Raw genomic sequence first — 16,125 nt, forward strand, 5'->3', positions numbered from 1 at the left:
CTCGGCACCTCTCCCCCGCTTCACAGGGGCGAGGAACCGCGGCTTCGGCGTGAGACTCCCCCTCACGCTCCCGCCGTAAACGCCGCGATCGCCGCCATGTTGACGATGTCCGAGTCCTTGGCATTCAGCGGCACGATCTGGACCGGCTTGTTGAGGCCGACCAGTAGCGGGCCGATGACCGTGCAGCCGCCGAGCTCCTGCAGCATCTTGGTCGAGATCGAGGCCGAGTGGAATGCCGGCATGACCAGCACGTTGGCCGGGCCCGACAGGCGGCAGAACGGGTATTGCTGCATGAGGCGCGGGTTGAGCGCGACGTCTGCGGCCATCTCGCCGTCATATTCGAAATCGACGCGGCGCTTGTCGAGGATTTTTACCGCTTCCTGGATGCGCTCGGAGCGTTCGCCGGCCGGGTGACCGAAGGTGGAATAGGCGAGCATGGCTATGCGCGGCTCGTAGCCCATGCGGCGCGCGAAACCGGCGGCTTCCTCGGCGATGTCGGCGATCTGCTCGGCGTTCGGCATGTCGTGCACGGCCGTGTCGGCCACCAGAACGGTGCGGCCGCGGCAGAGCGCGATCGACACGCCGATGACGCGGTGGCCGGGCTTTGCGTCGATGGCGCGGCGCACGTCTTCCAGCGCGGTGGAGTAGTTGCGGGTGACGCCGGTGACCATGCCGTCGGCATCGCCCAGCGCCACCATGGCGGCGGCGAAATGGTTGCGGTCGTTGTTGATCAGGCGCTGGCAGTCGCGGAACAGGAAACCCTGGCGCTGCAGGCGCTCGTAGAGGAAGTCGGCATAGATGGCGTTGCGACGCGACAGGCGCGCATTGATGATCTCGATGCCGGGCTTGTCGAGGTCGACGCCGGCTTGCCGCGCGTTTTCCTTGATGACGTCGTCGCGGCCGAGCAGGATGGCGGTGCCGAGCTTCTGGTTCACATAGGACACGGCCGCGCGCATCATCTGCTCTTCCTCGCCTTCGGTGAAGACGATGCGCTTGGGCTGGCGGCGCACGCGGTCATAGATGCGTTGCAGCGTGGAGGCGATGGGGTCGCGCCGGGCCGACAACTCGTTGGCGTAGCGGTCGAGGTCGAGGATCGGCCGGCGGGCGACGCCGGTGTCCATCGCCGCCTTGGCGACGGCGACGGGAATCGCCGAGATGAGGCGCGGATCGAACGGCACCGGGATGATGTAGTTGGGGCCGAATTTCGGGCGATTGCCCTGGTAGGCGGCGGCGACGTCGTCGGGCACGTCCTGGCGGGCGAGATCGGCCAGCGCACGCGCCGCGGCGATCTTCATCTCGTCGTTGATGGTCGTGGCGCGTACGTCGAGCGCGCCGCGAAAAATGTAGGGGAAGCCGAGCACGTTGTTGACCTGGTTCGGATAGTCCGAACGGCCGGTGGCCATGATGGCGTCGGTGCGGATCTCGGCGACCTCCTCGGGCGTGATCTCCGGATCGGGATTGGCCATGGCGAAGATGATCGGGTTCTTGGCCATGGACTGGACCATGGTGGTGGTCAGCGCGCCCTTGGCGGAAAGGCCGAAGAACACGTCGGCGCCGTCCATGGCGTCGGCCAGGCTGCGGGCGTCGGTGACCACCGCGTGCGCCGACTTCCACTGGTTCATGCCTTCGGTGCGGCCCTGGTAGACCACGCCCTTGGTGTCGCAGAGGATGACGTTTTCAGGTGCAAAGCCCATCGACTTGACGAGCTCGATGCAGGCGATGCCGGCCGAGCCTGCGCCGTTGCAGACGAGTTTCGTGGTCTTGAGATCGCGGCCGGTGACCTCAAGCGCGTTGATGAGGCCGGCGGCGGCGATGATTGCCGTGCCGTGCTGGTCGTCATGGAAGACCGGGATGTCCATGATCTCGCGCAGGCACTGCTCGATGATGAAGCAGTCGGGCGCCTTGATGTCTTCAAGGTTGATGCCGCCGAAGGAGGGGCCCAGATAGCGCACGCAGTTGATGAATTCGTCGACGTCCGCCGTGTCGACCTCGAGGTCGATGGAATCGACGTCGGCGAAGCGCTTGAACAGCACCGCCTTGCCTTCCATCACCGGCTTGGAGGCCAGCGCGCCGAGATTGCCGAGGCCGAGGATGGCCGTGCCGTTGGAGATGACCGCCACCATGTTGCCGCGGGCGGTGTAGTCGAAGGCGCGGCTGGGGTCTTCGGCGATGGCCTTCACCGGCACCGCGACGCCCGGCGAATAGGCGAGCGACAGGTCGCGCTGCGTGGCCATGGGCTTGGTGGGGCTGATCTCCAGCTTGCCGGGGCGGCCCATGGCGTGGAAATCCAGCGCTTCCTGGGCACCGATGGACGGACCTGCGTTGTCTGATTTGTTGCCGGATGCCATGGTCTCGCGCGGTCCCTTCCCAAGCCGTTTTTTGTGGAGTGTTCGGGATTAAGGCTACACTTCGGCCCTGTAAACCGCCAATCAGGACAAAGCTCTTTTTTGGACGAGACAGTGAACGACGAAACGCCGATCCGCACCGAGGCAAGCACGCCGGCCCCAGGCAGCAGCGGCGCGACGCCGATGATGGAACAGTTTTTGGAGATCAAGGCGGCGAACCCGGATTCCCTGCTGTTCTACCGCATGGGCGACTTCTACGAGCTGTTCTTCGAGGACGCCGAGATCGCCGCCGCGGCGCTGGGCATCGTGCTCACCAAGCGCGGCAAGCACCAGGGCCAGGACATCCCGATGTGCGGCGTGCCGATCCATGCGGCCGACGACTATCTGCAGAAGCTGATCGGGCTCGGCCACCGCGTCGCCGTCTGCGAGCAGATCGAGGACCCGGCCGAGGCCAAGAAGCGCGGCTCGAAATCGGTGGTCAAGCGCGACGTGGTGCGGCTGGTGACGCCGGGCACCATCACCGAGGACAAGCTGCTGGCGCCGGCGGAATCGAATTTCCTGATGGCGCTGGGGCGCGTGAAGGGCGGAGCGGACACAAGAGGCGGGGAGCGCGCTAGCGCGACAGGGAACCAAGCGGGCAGCTATGCGCTGGCCTGGATCGAGCTGTCGACCGGCATCTTTCGCGTGGCCGAGACGAGCGCCGACAATTTGCTGGCCGATATCTTCCGCATCGACCCGCGCGAGCTGATCCTGCCCGAGCCGGTGTTTTATGATGCCGAGCTGAAGCCGGTGTTCGACCTTGTTGGGCGCGTGGCCAATCCGCAGCCGTCGAGCCTGTTCGACTCCGCCTCGGCGCCCGGCCGCATCGCGCGCTTCTTCGAGGTCGCGACGCCGGACAGCTTTGGCACCTTTTCACGCGCAGAGCTTTCGGCCATCTCGGGCGTCATCGCCTATGTGGAGAAGACGCAGAAGGCAGAGCGGCCGCCTCTGTCGCGGCCCGAGCGCGAGCAGTCAGGCGCGACGCTGTTCATCGATCCGGCCACGCGGGTCAATCTGGAACTCTTGCGCACCACCAGCGGCGGCCGCGACGGCTCGCTGCTGAAGGCCATCGACCGCACGGTGACAGGTGCCGGTGCGCGGCTTTTGGCCGACCGGCTGATGTCGCCGCTGACCGATCCGAAGGCCATCGCCCAGCGGCTGGATTCGGTCGCCTTCTTCCTCGCCGAGCGGCGGGTGAGCGAAGCTCTGCGCGCCTGCCTGAAGGGCGTGTCCGACATGCCGCGCGCGCTGACCCGGCTGGCGCTGAACCGCGGCGGCCCGCGCGATCTCGGCGCGCTGCGCTCGGGTTTTGAGGCGGCGCTGGCGATACGCACGCTGTTCGCCGAAGTCGAAGTTCCGGCGGAAGTCTCCGAAGCGCTGGAAGCGATTTCGGCGCTGCCCGTTGCCTTTGCCGAGCATCTCACCGGGGCGCTGGACGACGACCTGCCGCTCTTGAAGCGCGACGGCGGCTTTGTCCGCGCCGGCTATCATGCCGAGCTCGACGAAATGCGCGCGCTGCGCGACGAGTCGCGGCGCGTGATTGCCGGCATGGAGCGCGACCTGATCGAGGAAACCGGCATCCGCTCGCTAAAAATCCGGCACAACAATGTGCTAGGCTATTACATCGAGGTGACGGCGAACCATCAGGCGATCATGAACGGCACGGACGAGGCCAAGGCGCGCTTCATCCACCGCCAGACCATGGCCAACGCCATGCGCTTCACCACGACCGAACTGGCCGAGATGGAGACCAAGATCGCCAATGCCGCCGACCGCGCGCTGACGATCGAGCTTGCAGCCTTCGACACGCTGGTGGCGGAAGCAGTCCGTGAGGCCGAGACGATCCGCGCCGGTGCGGCGGCCCTTGCCTCGCTCGACGTGTCGGCAGCCCTTGCGGTGCTGGCTACCAGCGAGAACTGGTGCCGGCCGCAAGTGGACGACAGCCTCGCCTTCGAGATCGTCGGCGGCCGCCACCCGGTGGTGGAGCAGTCGCTGCGCGCGGCGGCCGAGAACGCCTTCGTCGCCAATGACTGCAACCTGTCGCCCGAAGGCGGCGCCAAGGCCGGCGCCATCTGGCTGCTGACCGGCCCCAATATGGGCGGTAAATCGACCTTCCTGCGCCAGAACGCGCTTATCGCCATTTTGGCCCAGATGGGTTCGTTCGTCCCGGCGGCAAGCGCCCATATCGGTGTCGTCGACCGGCTGTTCAGCCGCGTCGGTGCCTCGGACGACCTGGCGCGCGGACGCTCGACCTTCATGGTCGAGATGGTGGAGACGGCGGCGATCCTCAACCAGGCGGGCGAGCGCGCGCTTGTCATCTTGGACGAGATCGGACGCGGCACGGCGACCTTCGACGGCCTGTCGATCGCCTGGGCGGCGGTGGAATATCTGCACGAGAAGAACCGCTGCCGCGCGATCTTCGCCACCCATTTCCACGAGATGACGGCGCTGGCCGAGAAGCTGCAGCGCCTGCATAACGTCACCATGCGGGTGAAGGAGTGGGAAGGCGACGTGGTCTTCCTGCACGAGGTGGGCAAGGGCGCGGCCGACCGCAGCTACGGCGTGCAGGTGGCGCGGCTGGCCGGCCTGCCGGACGCGGTGGTGCAGCGGGCCAAGGACGTGCTGCACCAACTCGAGGCGGGTGAAACCTCCGGCAAGGCCGACCGCCTGGTCGACGACCTGCCGCTGTTCTCGGCGGCGATGAAGAAGGAACCGCCGGCGCCGGCGAAGGTCGATGTCGTGGGGGCGGCGCTTGCCGCACTCAATCTCGACGAGATGACCCCGCGCCAGGCGATGGAGGAGCTTTATCGGCTGAAGGAACTGGCGGCGCGGGGGTGATTTCGACCCTCACTCCGTCCACACGGCATCGCCCCAATCGAGCTTGCGTGCGGCCTTGAAGGTGGCGCCGTCGCGGCGGGTGAGCAGGCGGTCGCCGGCGGTGCCCTCGGCGTCGCACAGCTTTAGCCGCACCATGCCGCTTGAGGCATGCGGTGGCGCCAGCACTCGCGCCTCAAACACCTCGCCCGCGTGCCGCGAGGCGGCGACGTAGATGAATTTTTCGTCTTCCCACGGCACCTCGCCGCCCTTGGCCAGACGGTGCAGGCGCGAGCGGGCGACGCGGCGGGAGAAATGGCACCAGTCGGGCGCGACGAGCGGGCATGCCTGCCGGTGCGGACAGGGCGCGACGAGATGCGCGCCGGCCTCGATCAGCCGTGCGCGGACGCGCAAGATGCGCTGCCAGCCGGCCGGCGTGCCGGGCTCGACGATGACCAGCGTGTCGCCCGTCAGCGCCCATAGCCGGTCGACCAGCGGCTCGATCTTTTCAGGTGGCAACTCGTCCAGCACATAGGCGAGCGTAACGAGATCGGCGCGTTTTAGGTCCGGAAATTTCCCCATCACATCGGCGGCCAGGTAGCGCGCGGTGACGGGCTCGGCGTGGCGGGCGAGGTCCGCGCCCACGGCGCGGATGGCCGGGCTCGCCTCGACCAGCGTGGCATCCTCAATGCTGTCCCAGCAGTCGCGCGCCGCCCAGAACACCGTGCCGGGACCGGCGCCGACATCGATGAGGCTGCGCGGGCCGAAGTCCGCGCGGACTTCGGCAACGCTTTCAAGGCTGGCGCGCACCGCCGCATAGGTCGCCGGCAGGCGCGTCGCCAGATAGGCTTTTGCCGCCAGATCGTCCGACAGGTGCAGCCGCCCGTCGCGCGTCTCGGCGCGGTAGCGACGCGACAGCACCTCCGCCGCCTGCTTGAGCGTCGGCAGCGGCACGCCTTCGAGCGCCTTGTCGACCGCCTGGCGAAGGGCTGCGGGAAGTTCCATGCCTGCTAAAATCCCTCTCAGGCGGTGCCGAATTTGCGGGCCGCATCGAGCGACAGCCCGAGCCCGACCGAGCCGAACATATCGCCCTGCACCACCGTTGCACCCGGAAAAAGCGACAGCAGGCGGTTTTTGAGCATTGGAATGGCCGTCGAGCCGCCGGTGAGGAACAGCGTGGTGATGCGCTGGGCCTCGACGCCGGCGTCGGCAAGCGTCTTCTGCACCGTGTTCGCGACCCGCTCGACCGCCGCATCGATCGCCTCGTCGAGGCCGGCGCGCGTGACCGGCAGCGACAGCGTCTCCTCGGTCAGTTTCACGGTCATTGAGGTGTCGTCGCGGTCGGTGAGGTCGATCTTGGCGCGCTCCACCGTGCCGGCCAGCGCGTGGCCCTGGCGGTTGGCGACGATGTCGATCATGCGGTCAACCAGCTCAGGCTTTGCGGCCTCGTAGCGGATCTGGCGCAGGTCGGTCATGGCCTTCGGCGTATAGAGCATGTTGATGCGCTGCCAGGTGGCGAGGTCGTTGAAATAGCCGGCGGGCAGGTTGCGCTTGCCGTCCTTGGTTTGGGTCTTGTAGCCGAGCTCGGGCATCAGATGCGCGACCGACAGCAGCCGGTCGAAATCGGTGCCGCCGATATGCACGCCGGTGCTGGCGAGGATGTCGTCCTTGCGGTCGGCCGCGCGCGCCCGCTCGGGCGAGACGCGCACGATGGAGAAGTCGGAGGTGCCGCCGCCGATGTCGATGATCAGCGCCAGCTCCTCGCGCGTGACGCTCTGCTCGTAGTCGAGTGCGGCGGCGATCGGCTCGAACTGGAAGGCGATGTGCTTGAAACCCTGCGCGCGGGCGGCCGCTTCCAGCTGGTTCTGCGCGTCGCGGTCGGCGGCCTCGTCCTCGTCGACGAAATGCACCGGGCGGCCGAGCACGACGCTTTCGATGTCCGCGCCGACTTCGGCATCCAGCTGGTTCTTCAGGTTGGCGATGAAGGTGCCGATGATGTCGGAGAAGGCGAGATAGCGCGCCTTGATGCGCGTCTTCTCGTGGATCAGCGAGGAGCCCAGCACGCTTTTGAGCGCGCGCAGCAGGCGGCCCTCGGCATTCTCGGTGTAGTCGGCGATCGCGCGGCGGCCGAAATAGGTGCCGTTATCCTCGAAATTGTAGAAGACGGCGCTGGGCATGGCGACATGCTCGCCTTCGAGCGGCACCAGCTTCGGGCGGCCGCCGTGCATGTAACCGACCGTGGAGTTGGACGTGCCAAAGTCGATGCCACCGCTGATCGGTTTCATGGGATTTTCCTTGTGCGAGATGACGGCCCGGCGCGGGGGAGAGAGGCGGTTACACAAGCCGCGCGGCAATGTCGAGGCGGCCGGCCAATTTTTCTGCGCGACCAAAAAGCGCCGCAAACGCACGCCCCATACCCAGGGGGTGAAAAAAGAGCTATAGACGCCGCCCTGAAAGCGAGGCTTTTAATCAGGCATGGCGAAGATACCCCTGAAGCTCGACGAACTGATCGACGGTGCACAGCTGCGCCGCGATCTGGCGGCGCTGACGGACGAAACCGGCGGCGACGGGGCGAGCGCGGAAGTGCGCAGGCGCGTGCTGCAGCTTCTGAAGGAGCGCAACGCGGCCGGCCGGGCGGTGGTGGAACGCATGCTGCGCGAGGACGGCGGCGGCACGGCCTGCGCGGCCCGGCTCTCGCACCTGATGGACGAGATCATCCGCGCGCTCTACGACTTTGCCGCCACCCATGTCTATCACGCCCGCAACCACTCCTCGGCCGAGCGCATGGCGGTGGTGGCGGTGGGCGGCTACGGGCGCGGCACGCTGGCGCCGGGCTCCGACATCGACCTGCTGTTCCTGCTGCCCTACAAGCAGACGCCCTGGGGCGAGCAGGTGGTGGAGTACATGCTCTACATGCTGTGGGACATGGGCCTGAAGGTCGGCCACGCCACCCGCAACATCGACGAATGCCTGCGCCTGTCGCGGGACGACATCACCATCCGCACCGCGATCCTCGACGCGCGCTTCCTGTGGGGCGAGGAGAAGCTCTACCGCGAGCTGCTCACCCGCTTCGACAAGTCGGTGGTGAAGGGCACCGGCCCCGAATTCGTCCACGCCAAGCTCGCCGAGCGCGACGAGCGCCACGCCAAGGCCGGCGAAAGCCGCTATCTGGTCGAGCCCAACGTCAAGGACGGCAAGGGCGGCCTGCGCGACCTGCAGACGCTGTTCTGGATCGGCAAGTATTTCTACCGTGTGCGCAGCGGCGAGGAGCTGGTGAACAAGGGCGTGCTCACCCGCGCCGAATACAACCAGTTCCTGAAGGCCGAGGACTTCCTCTGGGCGGTGCGCTGCCACATGCACTTCCTGACCGGCAAGGCCGAGGAACGCCTGCATTTCGACATCCAGCGCGACATCGCCGAACGGCTCGGCTACACCAGCCATCCCGGCCTGTCGGCGGTCGAGCGCTTCATGAAGCACTACTTCCTGATCGCCAAGACGGTGGGCGACCTCACCCGCATCTTCTGCGCCGGGCTGGAGGAGGAGCAGGCCAAGCACGTGCCGGGCCTCAACCACCTGTTCCCGACCTTCACGCGGCGCCAGCGCAAGCTCGCCGGCACCAGCGACTTCATCGTCGACAACCACCGCATCAACGTGGCCGACGACCAGGTCTTCGTGCGCGATCCGGTGAACCTGCTGAGGCTGTTCTGGTTCGCCGACAAGCACGGGCTGGAATACCACCCCGACGCGCTGAAGCTGCTCACCCGCTCGCTTTCGCTGGTCGACAAGACGCTGCGCCGCAACAAGGAAGCCAACCGGCTGTTCCTCGACGTCCTGACGTCGGACCGCAACCCCGAGCTCAACATGCGGCGCATGAACGAGGCCGGCTTGCTCGGCAAGCTGATCCCGGATTTCGGCCGCATCGTCGCGATGATGCAGTTCAACATGTATCACCACTACACGGTCGACGAGCACCTGCTGCGCTGCATCGGCGTGCTGTCGGAGCTGGAGCGCGGCGGCGGCGAGAAGATCCATCCGCTCTCCCATTCGCTGATGGAAGGGCTGAAGAAGAAGCGCGAGGCGCTTTACGTGGCCGTGCTCCTGCACGACATCGCCAAGGGCCGGCCAGAGGACCATTCCGAGGCAGGCGCAAAGATCGCCCGGCGCATCTGCCCGCACATGGGCCTGTCGCCCGCCGACACCGAGACCGTGGCCTGGCTGGTGGAGAAGCATCTGGTCATGTCCATGACGGCGCAGACGCGCGACCTCAACGACCGCAAGACCATCGAGGATTTCGCCGACGTGGTGCAGTCGGTGGAGCGCATGAAGCTGCTTTTGGTGCTGACCGTCTGCGACATTCGCGGCGTTGGGCCGGGCGTGTGGAACGGCTGGAAGGGCCAGCTCCTCCGCACGCTCTATTACGAGACCGAGCTGCTTTTAACCGGCGGCTTCTCGGAAGTCTCGCGGGCGCAGCGCGCCGGCGAGGCGCGCGAGGCGCTGGCCGCCGCCCTCTCGGACTGGCCGGAAGCCGATCGCAGGCGGCTCGTCGACCTTCATTACGAAAACTATCTGCTGGCCGTCGACCCCAGGGACCAGGTCCGGCACGCCAACTTCATCCGCGTGGCCGACGTGGAGGGACGCAAGCTCGCCACCATGGTCAAGACGCACGAATTCGAGGCGGTGACCGAGATCACCGTGCTGGCGCCCGACCATCCGCGCCTGCTCTCGGTGATCGCGGGCGCATGCGCCGCAGCCGGCGGCAACATCGTCGACGCGCAGATCTTCACCACCTCCGACGGTCGCGCGCTGGACACAATCCTGATCAACCGCGAATTCGACCGCGACGAGGACGAGCGGCGGCGCGCCGAGCGCGTCGGCCAGCTGATCGAGGACGTGCTGGCGGGCCGGGCCTGGCTGCCCGAGATGATCGAAAAGCGCGCCAAGCAGAAGCGCGGCGCCAAGGCCTTCCGCCGCGAGCCGCGGGTGGACATCCGCAACACGCTGTCCAACCGCTTCACGGTCATCGACGTGCACTGCCTCGACCGGCCGGGGCTGCTGTCGGAGATCACGGGAGCGCTGTCGGACCTGTCGCTCGACATCGCTTCCGCCCACATCACCACTTTCGGCGAGAAGGTGATCGACACCTTCTACGTCACCGACCTGACCGGCCAGAAGATCGACAACCCGACGCGGCTGCAGGCCATTCGCGACAGGCTGCTGGCGACGCTGCAGGGCGAGGCCGCCCAGCGCGGCGCCAAGGCCAAGGCGACTGTGTAGTGGAGGCCATGGATTCGAATTTCGCAGCCGAGTCTGCCCTGCCTTTCCCTCATGAGATCGGGGCGAGGTGGTTTGCGAAGCAAACCGGAGAGAGGGCTGCGGCCAGCGTCGAGCGAAGCTCGCTGTTCGTTACCCCTGCACGGCAGCAAGTCAGCCCAACAACACCATTCGATCAAAACGGATCGTCGCACGCATGAGCCTGGTCAAAAAATTCGCCACCGTCGCATCCGGCACGCTGATGAGCCGCCTGTTCGGCTTCGTCCGCGAGATGCTGATGGCGGCGGCGATCGGCACCGGGCCGGTGGCGGACGCCTTCTATGCGGCCTTCCAGTTTCCCAACACCTTCCGCCGGCTGTTTGCCGAGGGGGCCTTCAACGCCGCCTTCGTGCCGCTCTTCGCCAAGGAGATCGAGGCCCACGGCACGGAAGGCGCCAAGCGCTTTTCGGAAGAAGTGTTCGGCGTGCTGTTCACGGCGCTGCTGGCGCTGACCATCGTCATGGAACTGGCCATGCCGCTTCTGGTGCGCTTTCTCATTGCGCCGGGCTTCTCGGACAACCCGCAGAAACACGACCTGACGGTGGCGCTCGCCACCATCATGTTCCCCTATCTCATCTGCATGTCGCTGGCGGCGATGATGAGCGGCATGCTGAACTCGCTGCGCCGCTATTTCGCCGCCGCGATCGCGCCGGTGTTCCTCAACATCATCCTGATCGCAGTGCTGGCCAATGGCTGGTACAGGGGCCATGACAGCCTGGCGGTCGGCTATGCGCTGTCCTGGGGCGTGCTGGCGGCGGGCATCGTGCAGCTTGCCATCGTCTGGATCGCGGTGCGCCATGCCGGCATCTCGATCGGCTTTCGCCGCCCGCGCCTGACGCCCAACGTCAAGCGGCTCCTGATCCTTGCCCTGCCGGCGGCGATCACCGGCGGCATCACCCAGATCAACCAGCTCATCGGCACGGCCATCGCCTCCGGCCAGAACAGTGCCGTTTCCTCGCTGGCGCTTGCCGACCGCGTCTACCAGCTACCGCTCGGCGTGGTGGGCGTTGCCGTCGCCATCGTGCTGCTGCCGGAACTGGCGCGCGCGCTAAAATCCGGCAACCTCAAGGAAGCGGCCAATCTGCAGAACCGTTCGGTCGAGTTCACGCTGTTCTTGACCCTGCCGGCGGCAGCCGCGCTGCTGGTGATGTCGGAGCCGATCGTGCGCGTGCTCTATGAGCGCGGCCAGTTCGCGGCCAGCAACAGCACGCCGACGGTTGCAGCGATCCTCGCCATCTTCGGCCTCGGCCTGCCGGCCTTCGTTCTGATCAAGGCGTTCACGCCCGGCTATTTTGCCCGGGAGGACACGCGCACGCCGATGATTTTTGCGGCCGTCTCGGTGGCGGTGAACATCTCGCTGGCGCTCGCCCTGTTCCCGACCATGGGCGCGCCCGGCATCGCCACTGCCTCGGCCGTGGCCGGCTGGGTCAATGCGGCCATGCTGCTTGCCGTACTGATCCGCCGCGGCCACTGGGGCGCCGACATTCCGCTCCTGACCCGCATTCCCCGCCTGGTCCTGGCGGCGGCCGTGATGGCCGGCGTGCTCCATATGGCGGTGGCCAGGCTGGAGCCCTACCTCGCCTCCTCCGCGCCGCTCCATACGCAGGCGCTGACGCTCGCCGTTCTGGTCTCCGCCGGGAGCGTGATCTATTTCGCCGTCGCCTTCGGCATCGGCGGCGCCAGCCTCGGCATGATCCGCCGCAACATCAAGCGTGGCGCGGCAAGCTCGCAGGCGGGGGAGTAGGCGCGCCGCTTCAGGCGGCGTGCGGTTGGATTTTTGAAAGTTCGTCGCCAAGGCGGCGCTTCTGCTCCATCAGCTCGAAGTCGTGTTGCAGGCCAAGGAAAAAACCCTCGGAGACGCCGAAATAGCGAGCCAGCCGCAGGTCGGTGTCGGCGGTGACGGCGCGCTTGCCCAATACGATCTCGTTGATGCGGCGCGGCGGAACACCGATGGCACGCGCCAACGCATTCTGGCTCAGCCCCATGGGTTGAAGAAACTCGGACAGCAGGATTTCGCCGGCATGGGGGTTGTGGAGCAAATCTTCAGTGGTAGTCGGTGATTTCGACATTGCTCGGCACTCCGTCGCTCCAATGGAAGCAAATGCGCCATTGGTCGTTTATCCTAATCGAGAATTGGCCCTTCCTGTTGCCTTTCAAGGCTTCGAGGCGATTGCCCGGTGGAATTTTCAGCTCATCGAGGCGGCGCGCCTGATTGAGTAGCCTGAGCTTGACCAGGGACTTGTCCTGTATGCCCGGCGGAAGCTTTCGGCTTCGAACGCCGTTCCAGATCTTTTCCGTCTCGACGTCGGCGAAGCTCCCGATCATGATCTACCCTATAACGCATAACGTCATAGGGATCAATCAGGTGCGATACAGGCATCTTGCTCTCGCCCGCGCCATCGTTCATAAGCGCGCATCGATTTTCGCCGCGCGCGAAACGGCCCTCCACAAGCCACGAGGACATCATGCACGAATTCAAGCCGCTCGTCTTTTCCGGCGTCCAGCCAACGGGCAATCTCCATCTCGGCAATTATCTCGGTGCGATCCGCAAATTCGTCGCCCTGCAGGAAACCAACGACTGCGTCTATTGCGTCGTCGACCTGCACTCGCTGACCGCCCAGCTCGTCCATGACGACCTGGCTGGCCAGACGCGCTCGATCACCGCGGCCTTCCTGGCATCCGGCATCGACCCGAAGAAGCACATCGTCTTCAACCAGGCCCGCGTGCTGCAGCATGCCGAGCTTGCCTGGATCTTCAACTGCGTGGCGCGCATCGGCTGGATGAACCGCATGACGCAGTTCAAGGACAAGGCCGGCAAGGACCGCGAGAACGCCTCGCTCGGCCTGCTCGCCTATCCGAGCCTGATGGCGGCTGACATCCTGCTCTACCGCGCGACCCATGTGCCGGTCGGCGAAGACCAGAAGCAGCACCTGGAGCTGACCCGCGACATCGCCCAGAAGTTCAATAACGACTTCTCCGCCCGTATCGCCGAGCTCGGCCTCGGCGTCGAGATGATGATGGGCGAGGAGAAGGTGAACGGCTTCTTCCCGATCACCGAGCCGATCATCGGCGGCCCGGCGGCGCGCATCATGTCGCTGCGCGACGGCTCCAAGAAGATGTCGAAGTCGGACCCCTCGGACCTTTCGCGCATCAACCTGACCGACGACGCCGACACGATCTCGAAGAAGATCAAGAAGGCCAAGACCGATCCGGAGGCTCTGCCGAGCGAGGTCGACGAACTTGCCAGCCGCCCCGAGGCCGAAAACCTGGTCGGCATCTATGCCGGCCTCGCTGACATGTCGAAGCAGGACGTGCTCAAGGAGTTCGGCGGCCAGCAGTTCTCGGTGTTCAAGCCGGCGCTGGCAGATCTCGCGGTCGAGAAGCTCTCACCGGTCGCCGACGAGATGCGCCGCCTGATTGCGGACCCCGGCTACATCGACAGCGTGCTGCGCGACGGCGGCGACCGTGCGCGCGTGATCGCCGAAGGCACGATGAAGAGCGTGCATCAGATCATCGGCCTGCTCAACAATTGAGCCTTTCCGACCTGACCGCTTGCCGAGTTCCGGCGCCAATGGCAGATTGCGCCGGAACAGGCGGGCCCTCAGCAAGGTTGGAACATGGTCTCTAAGCGTCTCAGTCGCGAAGCCGGACACCGACGCAAATTTTTGGCGATCATTGACGATACGCCGGAATGCGAGCGCGCGGTGGCCTATGCCTCCTACCGCGCCAAGAACACCGGCGGCGGCGTGGTGCTGCTCTACGTGATCGAGCCGAGCGACTTCCAGCACTGGCTGGGCGTCGAGAAGATCATGCGCGAGGAGGCCACCGCCACCGCCAATGCGGCGCTGGACGGCTATGCCGCCAAGGTGCGCGAAAAGCTCGGCATCGAGCCGGAACTGGCGGTGCGCGAGGGCAAGCCCGCCGAGCAGATCCACCAGCTGATCGAGGAGGACCAGGACATCGCCATCCTGGTGCTTGCCGCCGGCGCTTCAAAGGAAGGGCCGGGGCCGCTGGTCGCCTCCATCGCCGGCAAGGGCGCGGCTTTTCCGATTCCCGTCACGGTGGTGCCGCAAAATCTGTCCGACGAGGACATTGAAAGTCTCGCCTGAGCTCATCATCTGTCAGACACGGCCGGCCGGTTTCGCTTGAACATCGGCGACGCAGGGCCTATTTAGAACCATTCCAAACTACCCAGACACGCACGGAGATGCGGCCATGTTCATCCAGACCGAGGCGACCCCCAATCCTGCAACGCTGAAATTCCTGCCCGGTAAGGAAGTGCTGACGCAGGGCACGGCCGACTTCCGCGACCCCGAAGCGGCAGCACAGGCCTCGCCGCTCGCCGGACGCCTGTTCGAGATTCCCGGCGTGACCGGCGTGTTCTTCGGCTACGACTTCATCACCGTCACCAAGGACGGCGGCCCCGACTGGCAGCACCTGAAGCCGGCGATCCTGGGCGCGATCATGGAACACTTCATGTCGGGCGCGCCGGTGATGGCCGCCGGCAGCCATGCCGCCGCCGAACATGCCGACGGCGAGTTCTACGATGAGGAAGACACCGAGATCGTGGCCACCATCAAGGAACTGCTCGACACCCGCGTGCGCCCAGCTGTGGCACAGGATGGCGGCGACATCACCTTCCGCGGCTATGAGAAGGGCACCGTGTTCCTGCACATGAAGGGCGCCTGCGCCGGCTGCCCCTCGTCGACCGCGACACTGAAGCACGGCATCCAGAACCTGCTGCGCCACTTCGTGCCCGAGGTGGAGCACGTCGAACAGGTCGCCTGAGCCGCATCCCCTGGAGTTTGCAGACAACAAAAAACCGGGCCCATAAGCCCGGTTTTTCATTGCGACGCCCTTGTTGCCGAGACGGCTCGCGTAAAATCTTTTTTTCCGAGGCTCCCGCGACGCGAGGGGGCCAGGACGGCTAAATGACGATCACCTTGGCGCCGACCTCCGCGCGATTGTAGAGATCGATGATGTCCTGGTTCATCAGGCGGATGCAGCCCGACGACATGGCCTTGCCGATGGAGAACCATTCGGGCGTGCCATGCAGGCGATAGCCGGAATCGCCGTTCTTGTTGAACAGGTACATGGCGCGGGCGCCGAGCGGGTTCGTCAGGCCGGGCGGCATGCCGCCGCGCCATTTGGCGAGTTCCGGCTGGCGCCCGACCATCGCCGAAGGCGGCGTCCAGGTCGGCCATTCGCGCTTGACCGCGATGCGCGCGGTGCCATGCCATTCGAAGCCCTCGCGGCCGACGCCGATGCCGTAGCGCACCGCCTTGCCCTCGGGCAGCACGAAATAGAGGAACTTGTTGTCGGTATCGACAACGATGGTGCCCGGATTCTCGGGCGTGTCGTAACGCACGATCTGGCGATGGTATTTCCTGTCGACCTTGCTGATCGGGATGGGCGGCAACTGGTAGCCGGCATCCGCCCGCGCGCCATAATCGGACGAGAACATCTTGAAGGTGCCATCGCTGGTACAACCAGCGACGCCAATCGCAAGTGCAAGACTTGCGGCGACGAAAAGTGTCTTCATGCGCATAAGAATATCCGCAGCTCCGATCCCGACCACATCCGGCCCGAATCAGGCCGCTTTTTCGCCGTTATTTGT

12 protein-coding genes are annotated in these 16,125 nt (G+C 65.9%); 6 read left to right on the plus strand and 6 right to left on the minus strand.

Features of this window, described 5'->3' with window-relative positions; all coding sequences use genetic code 11:
* Positions 1–62 precede the first annotated feature (62 nt).
* Positions 63–2,348, minus strand: coding sequence for an NADP-dependent malic enzyme (locus ABLE85_RS09365; RefSeq protein WP_348792438.1), 2,286 nt, complete (start codon positions 2,346–2,348; stop codon positions 63–65).
* A 180-nt stretch (positions 2,349–2,528) separates the two neighbouring features.
* Here ABLE85_RS09365 and mutS point away from each other — a divergent pair, with 180 nt between their 5' ends.
* Positions 2,529–5,222, plus strand: coding sequence for a DNA mismatch repair protein MutS (gene mutS / locus ABLE85_RS09370; RefSeq protein ID WP_348792507.1), 2,694 nt, complete (start codon positions 2,529–2,531; stop codon positions 5,220–5,222).
* A 9-nt stretch (positions 5,223–5,231) separates the two neighbouring features.
* On the opposite strand, the gene ABLE85_RS09375 is transcribed toward mutS, so the two are convergent.
* Positions 5,232–6,203, minus strand: coding sequence for a small ribosomal subunit Rsm22 family protein (locus ABLE85_RS09375; RefSeq protein ID WP_348792439.1), 972 nt, complete (start codon positions 6,201–6,203; stop codon positions 5,232–5,234).
* Between the two features lie 17 nt (positions 6,204–6,220).
* A complete protein-coding gene (locus ABLE85_RS09380; protein WP_348792440.1) occupies positions 6,221–7,483 on the minus strand; it encodes an Hsp70 family protein in 1,263 nt (420 codons plus the stop codon).
* Between the two features lie 190 nt (positions 7,484–7,673).
* On the opposite strand from ABLE85_RS09380, the gene ABLE85_RS09385 reads away from it, so the two are divergent.
* Positions 7,674–10,472 carry a [protein-PII] uridylyltransferase gene (locus ABLE85_RS09385; protein WP_348792441.1) on the plus strand — a complete coding sequence of 933 codons (2,799 nt, stop codon included), beginning with the start codon at positions 7,674–7,676 and terminating at the stop codon, positions 10,470–10,472.
* Positions 10,473–10,665: 193 nt separating this feature from the next.
* Positions 10,666–12,252, plus strand: coding sequence for a murein biosynthesis integral membrane protein MurJ (murJ, locus tag ABLE85_RS09390; protein WP_348792442.1), 1,587 nt, complete (start codon positions 10,666–10,668; stop codon positions 12,250–12,252).
* A 10-nt stretch (positions 12,253–12,262) separates the two neighbouring features.
* Here murJ and ABLE85_RS09395 read toward each other — a convergent pair whose 3' ends face one another.
* Together ABLE85_RS09395 and ABLE85_RS09400 are read right to left on the minus strand one after the other, a co-directional pair.
* The gene (locus ABLE85_RS09395; protein ID WP_348792443.1) at positions 12,263–12,577 is read right to left on the minus strand and encodes a HigA family addiction module antitoxin; all 315 of its coding nucleotides are present in this window, start codon (positions 12,575–12,577) and stop codon (positions 12,263–12,265) included.
* Positions 12,552–12,833 carry a type II toxin-antitoxin system RelE/ParE family toxin gene (locus tag ABLE85_RS09400; RefSeq protein WP_348792444.1) on the minus strand — a complete coding sequence of 94 codons (282 nt, stop codon included), beginning with the start codon at positions 12,831–12,833 and terminating at the stop codon, positions 12,552–12,554. The genes ABLE85_RS09395 and ABLE85_RS09400 overlap by 26 nt, the downstream gene beginning before the upstream one ends.
* A gap of 140 nt (positions 12,834–12,973) precedes the next feature.
* Between ABLE85_RS09400 and trpS the strand changes: the two genes are divergently transcribed.
* From trpS to ABLE85_RS09415, 3 genes are all read left to right on the plus strand, one after another.
* Positions 12,974–14,041 (plus strand): tryptophan--tRNA ligase, encoded by a 1,068-nt coding sequence (gene trpS, locus ABLE85_RS09405; protein WP_348792445.1) that lies wholly within the window; start codon positions 12,974–12,976, stop codon positions 14,039–14,041.
* An 84-nt stretch (positions 14,042–14,125) separates the two neighbouring features.
* Positions 14,126–14,617, plus strand: coding sequence for a universal stress protein (locus ABLE85_RS09410; RefSeq protein WP_348792446.1), 492 nt, complete (start codon positions 14,126–14,128; stop codon positions 14,615–14,617).
* A 106-nt stretch (positions 14,618–14,723) separates the two neighbouring features.
* On the plus strand, positions 14,724–15,296 hold the full coding sequence (locus tag ABLE85_RS09415) for a NifU family protein (RefSeq protein ID WP_348792447.1): 573 nt from the start codon (positions 14,724–14,726) through the stop codon (positions 15,294–15,296).
* A gap of 139 nt (positions 15,297–15,435) precedes the next feature.
* Here the strand turns inward: ABLE85_RS09415 and ABLE85_RS09420 are convergent, their stop codons facing one another.
* Positions 15,436–16,056, minus strand: a complete 621-nt coding sequence (locus ABLE85_RS09420; protein WP_348792448.1) for a L,D-transpeptidase — start codon at positions 16,054–16,056, stop codon at positions 15,436–15,438.
* Positions 16,057–16,125: the final 69 nt, after the last annotated feature.

Source organism: Mesorhizobium sp. KR1-2 (assembly GCF_040045035.1).
GTDB lineage: Bacteria > Pseudomonadota > Alphaproteobacteria > Rhizobiales > Rhizobiaceae > Pseudaminobacter.

Bases quoted from the DNA above. Each gene is read 5' to 3' on its own strand.
- ABLE85_RS09365 (WP_348792438.1), bottom strand. From the start codon at position 2,348: ATGGCATCCGGCAACAAATCAGACAACGCAGGTCCGTCCATCGGTGCC.
- mutS (WP_348792507.1), top strand. From the start codon at position 2,529: ATGATGGAACAGTTTTTGGAGATCAAGGCGGCGAACCCGGATTCCCTG.
- ABLE85_RS09375 (WP_348792439.1), bottom strand. From the start codon at position 6,203: ATGGAACTTCCCGCAGCCCTTCGCCAGGCGGTCGACAAGGCGCTCGAA.
- ABLE85_RS09380 (WP_348792440.1), bottom strand. From the start codon at position 7,483: ATGAAACCGATCAGCGGTGGCATCGACTTTGGCACGTCCAACTCCACG.
- ABLE85_RS09385 (WP_348792441.1), top strand. From the start codon at position 7,674: ATGGCGAAGATACCCCTGAAGCTCGACGAACTGATCGACGGTGCACAG.
- murJ (WP_348792442.1), top strand. From the start codon at position 10,666: ATGAGCCTGGTCAAAAAATTCGCCACCGTCGCATCCGGCACGCTGATG.
- ABLE85_RS09395 (WP_348792443.1), bottom strand. From the start codon at position 12,577: ATGTCGAAATCACCGACTACCACTGAAGATTTGCTCCACAACCCCCAT.
- ABLE85_RS09400 (WP_348792444.1), bottom strand. From the start codon at position 12,833: ATGATCGGGAGCTTCGCCGACGTCGAGACGGAAAAGATCTGGAACGGC.
- trpS (WP_348792445.1), top strand. From the start codon at position 12,974: ATGCACGAATTCAAGCCGCTCGTCTTTTCCGGCGTCCAGCCAACGGGC.
- ABLE85_RS09410 (WP_348792446.1), top strand. From the start codon at position 14,126: ATGGTCTCTAAGCGTCTCAGTCGCGAAGCCGGACACCGACGCAAATTT.
- ABLE85_RS09415 (WP_348792447.1), top strand. From the start codon at position 14,724: ATGTTCATCCAGACCGAGGCGACCCCCAATCCTGCAACGCTGAAATTC.
- ABLE85_RS09420 (WP_348792448.1), bottom strand. From the start codon at position 16,056: ATGCGCATGAAGACACTTTTCGTCGCCGCAAGTCTTGCACTTGCGATT.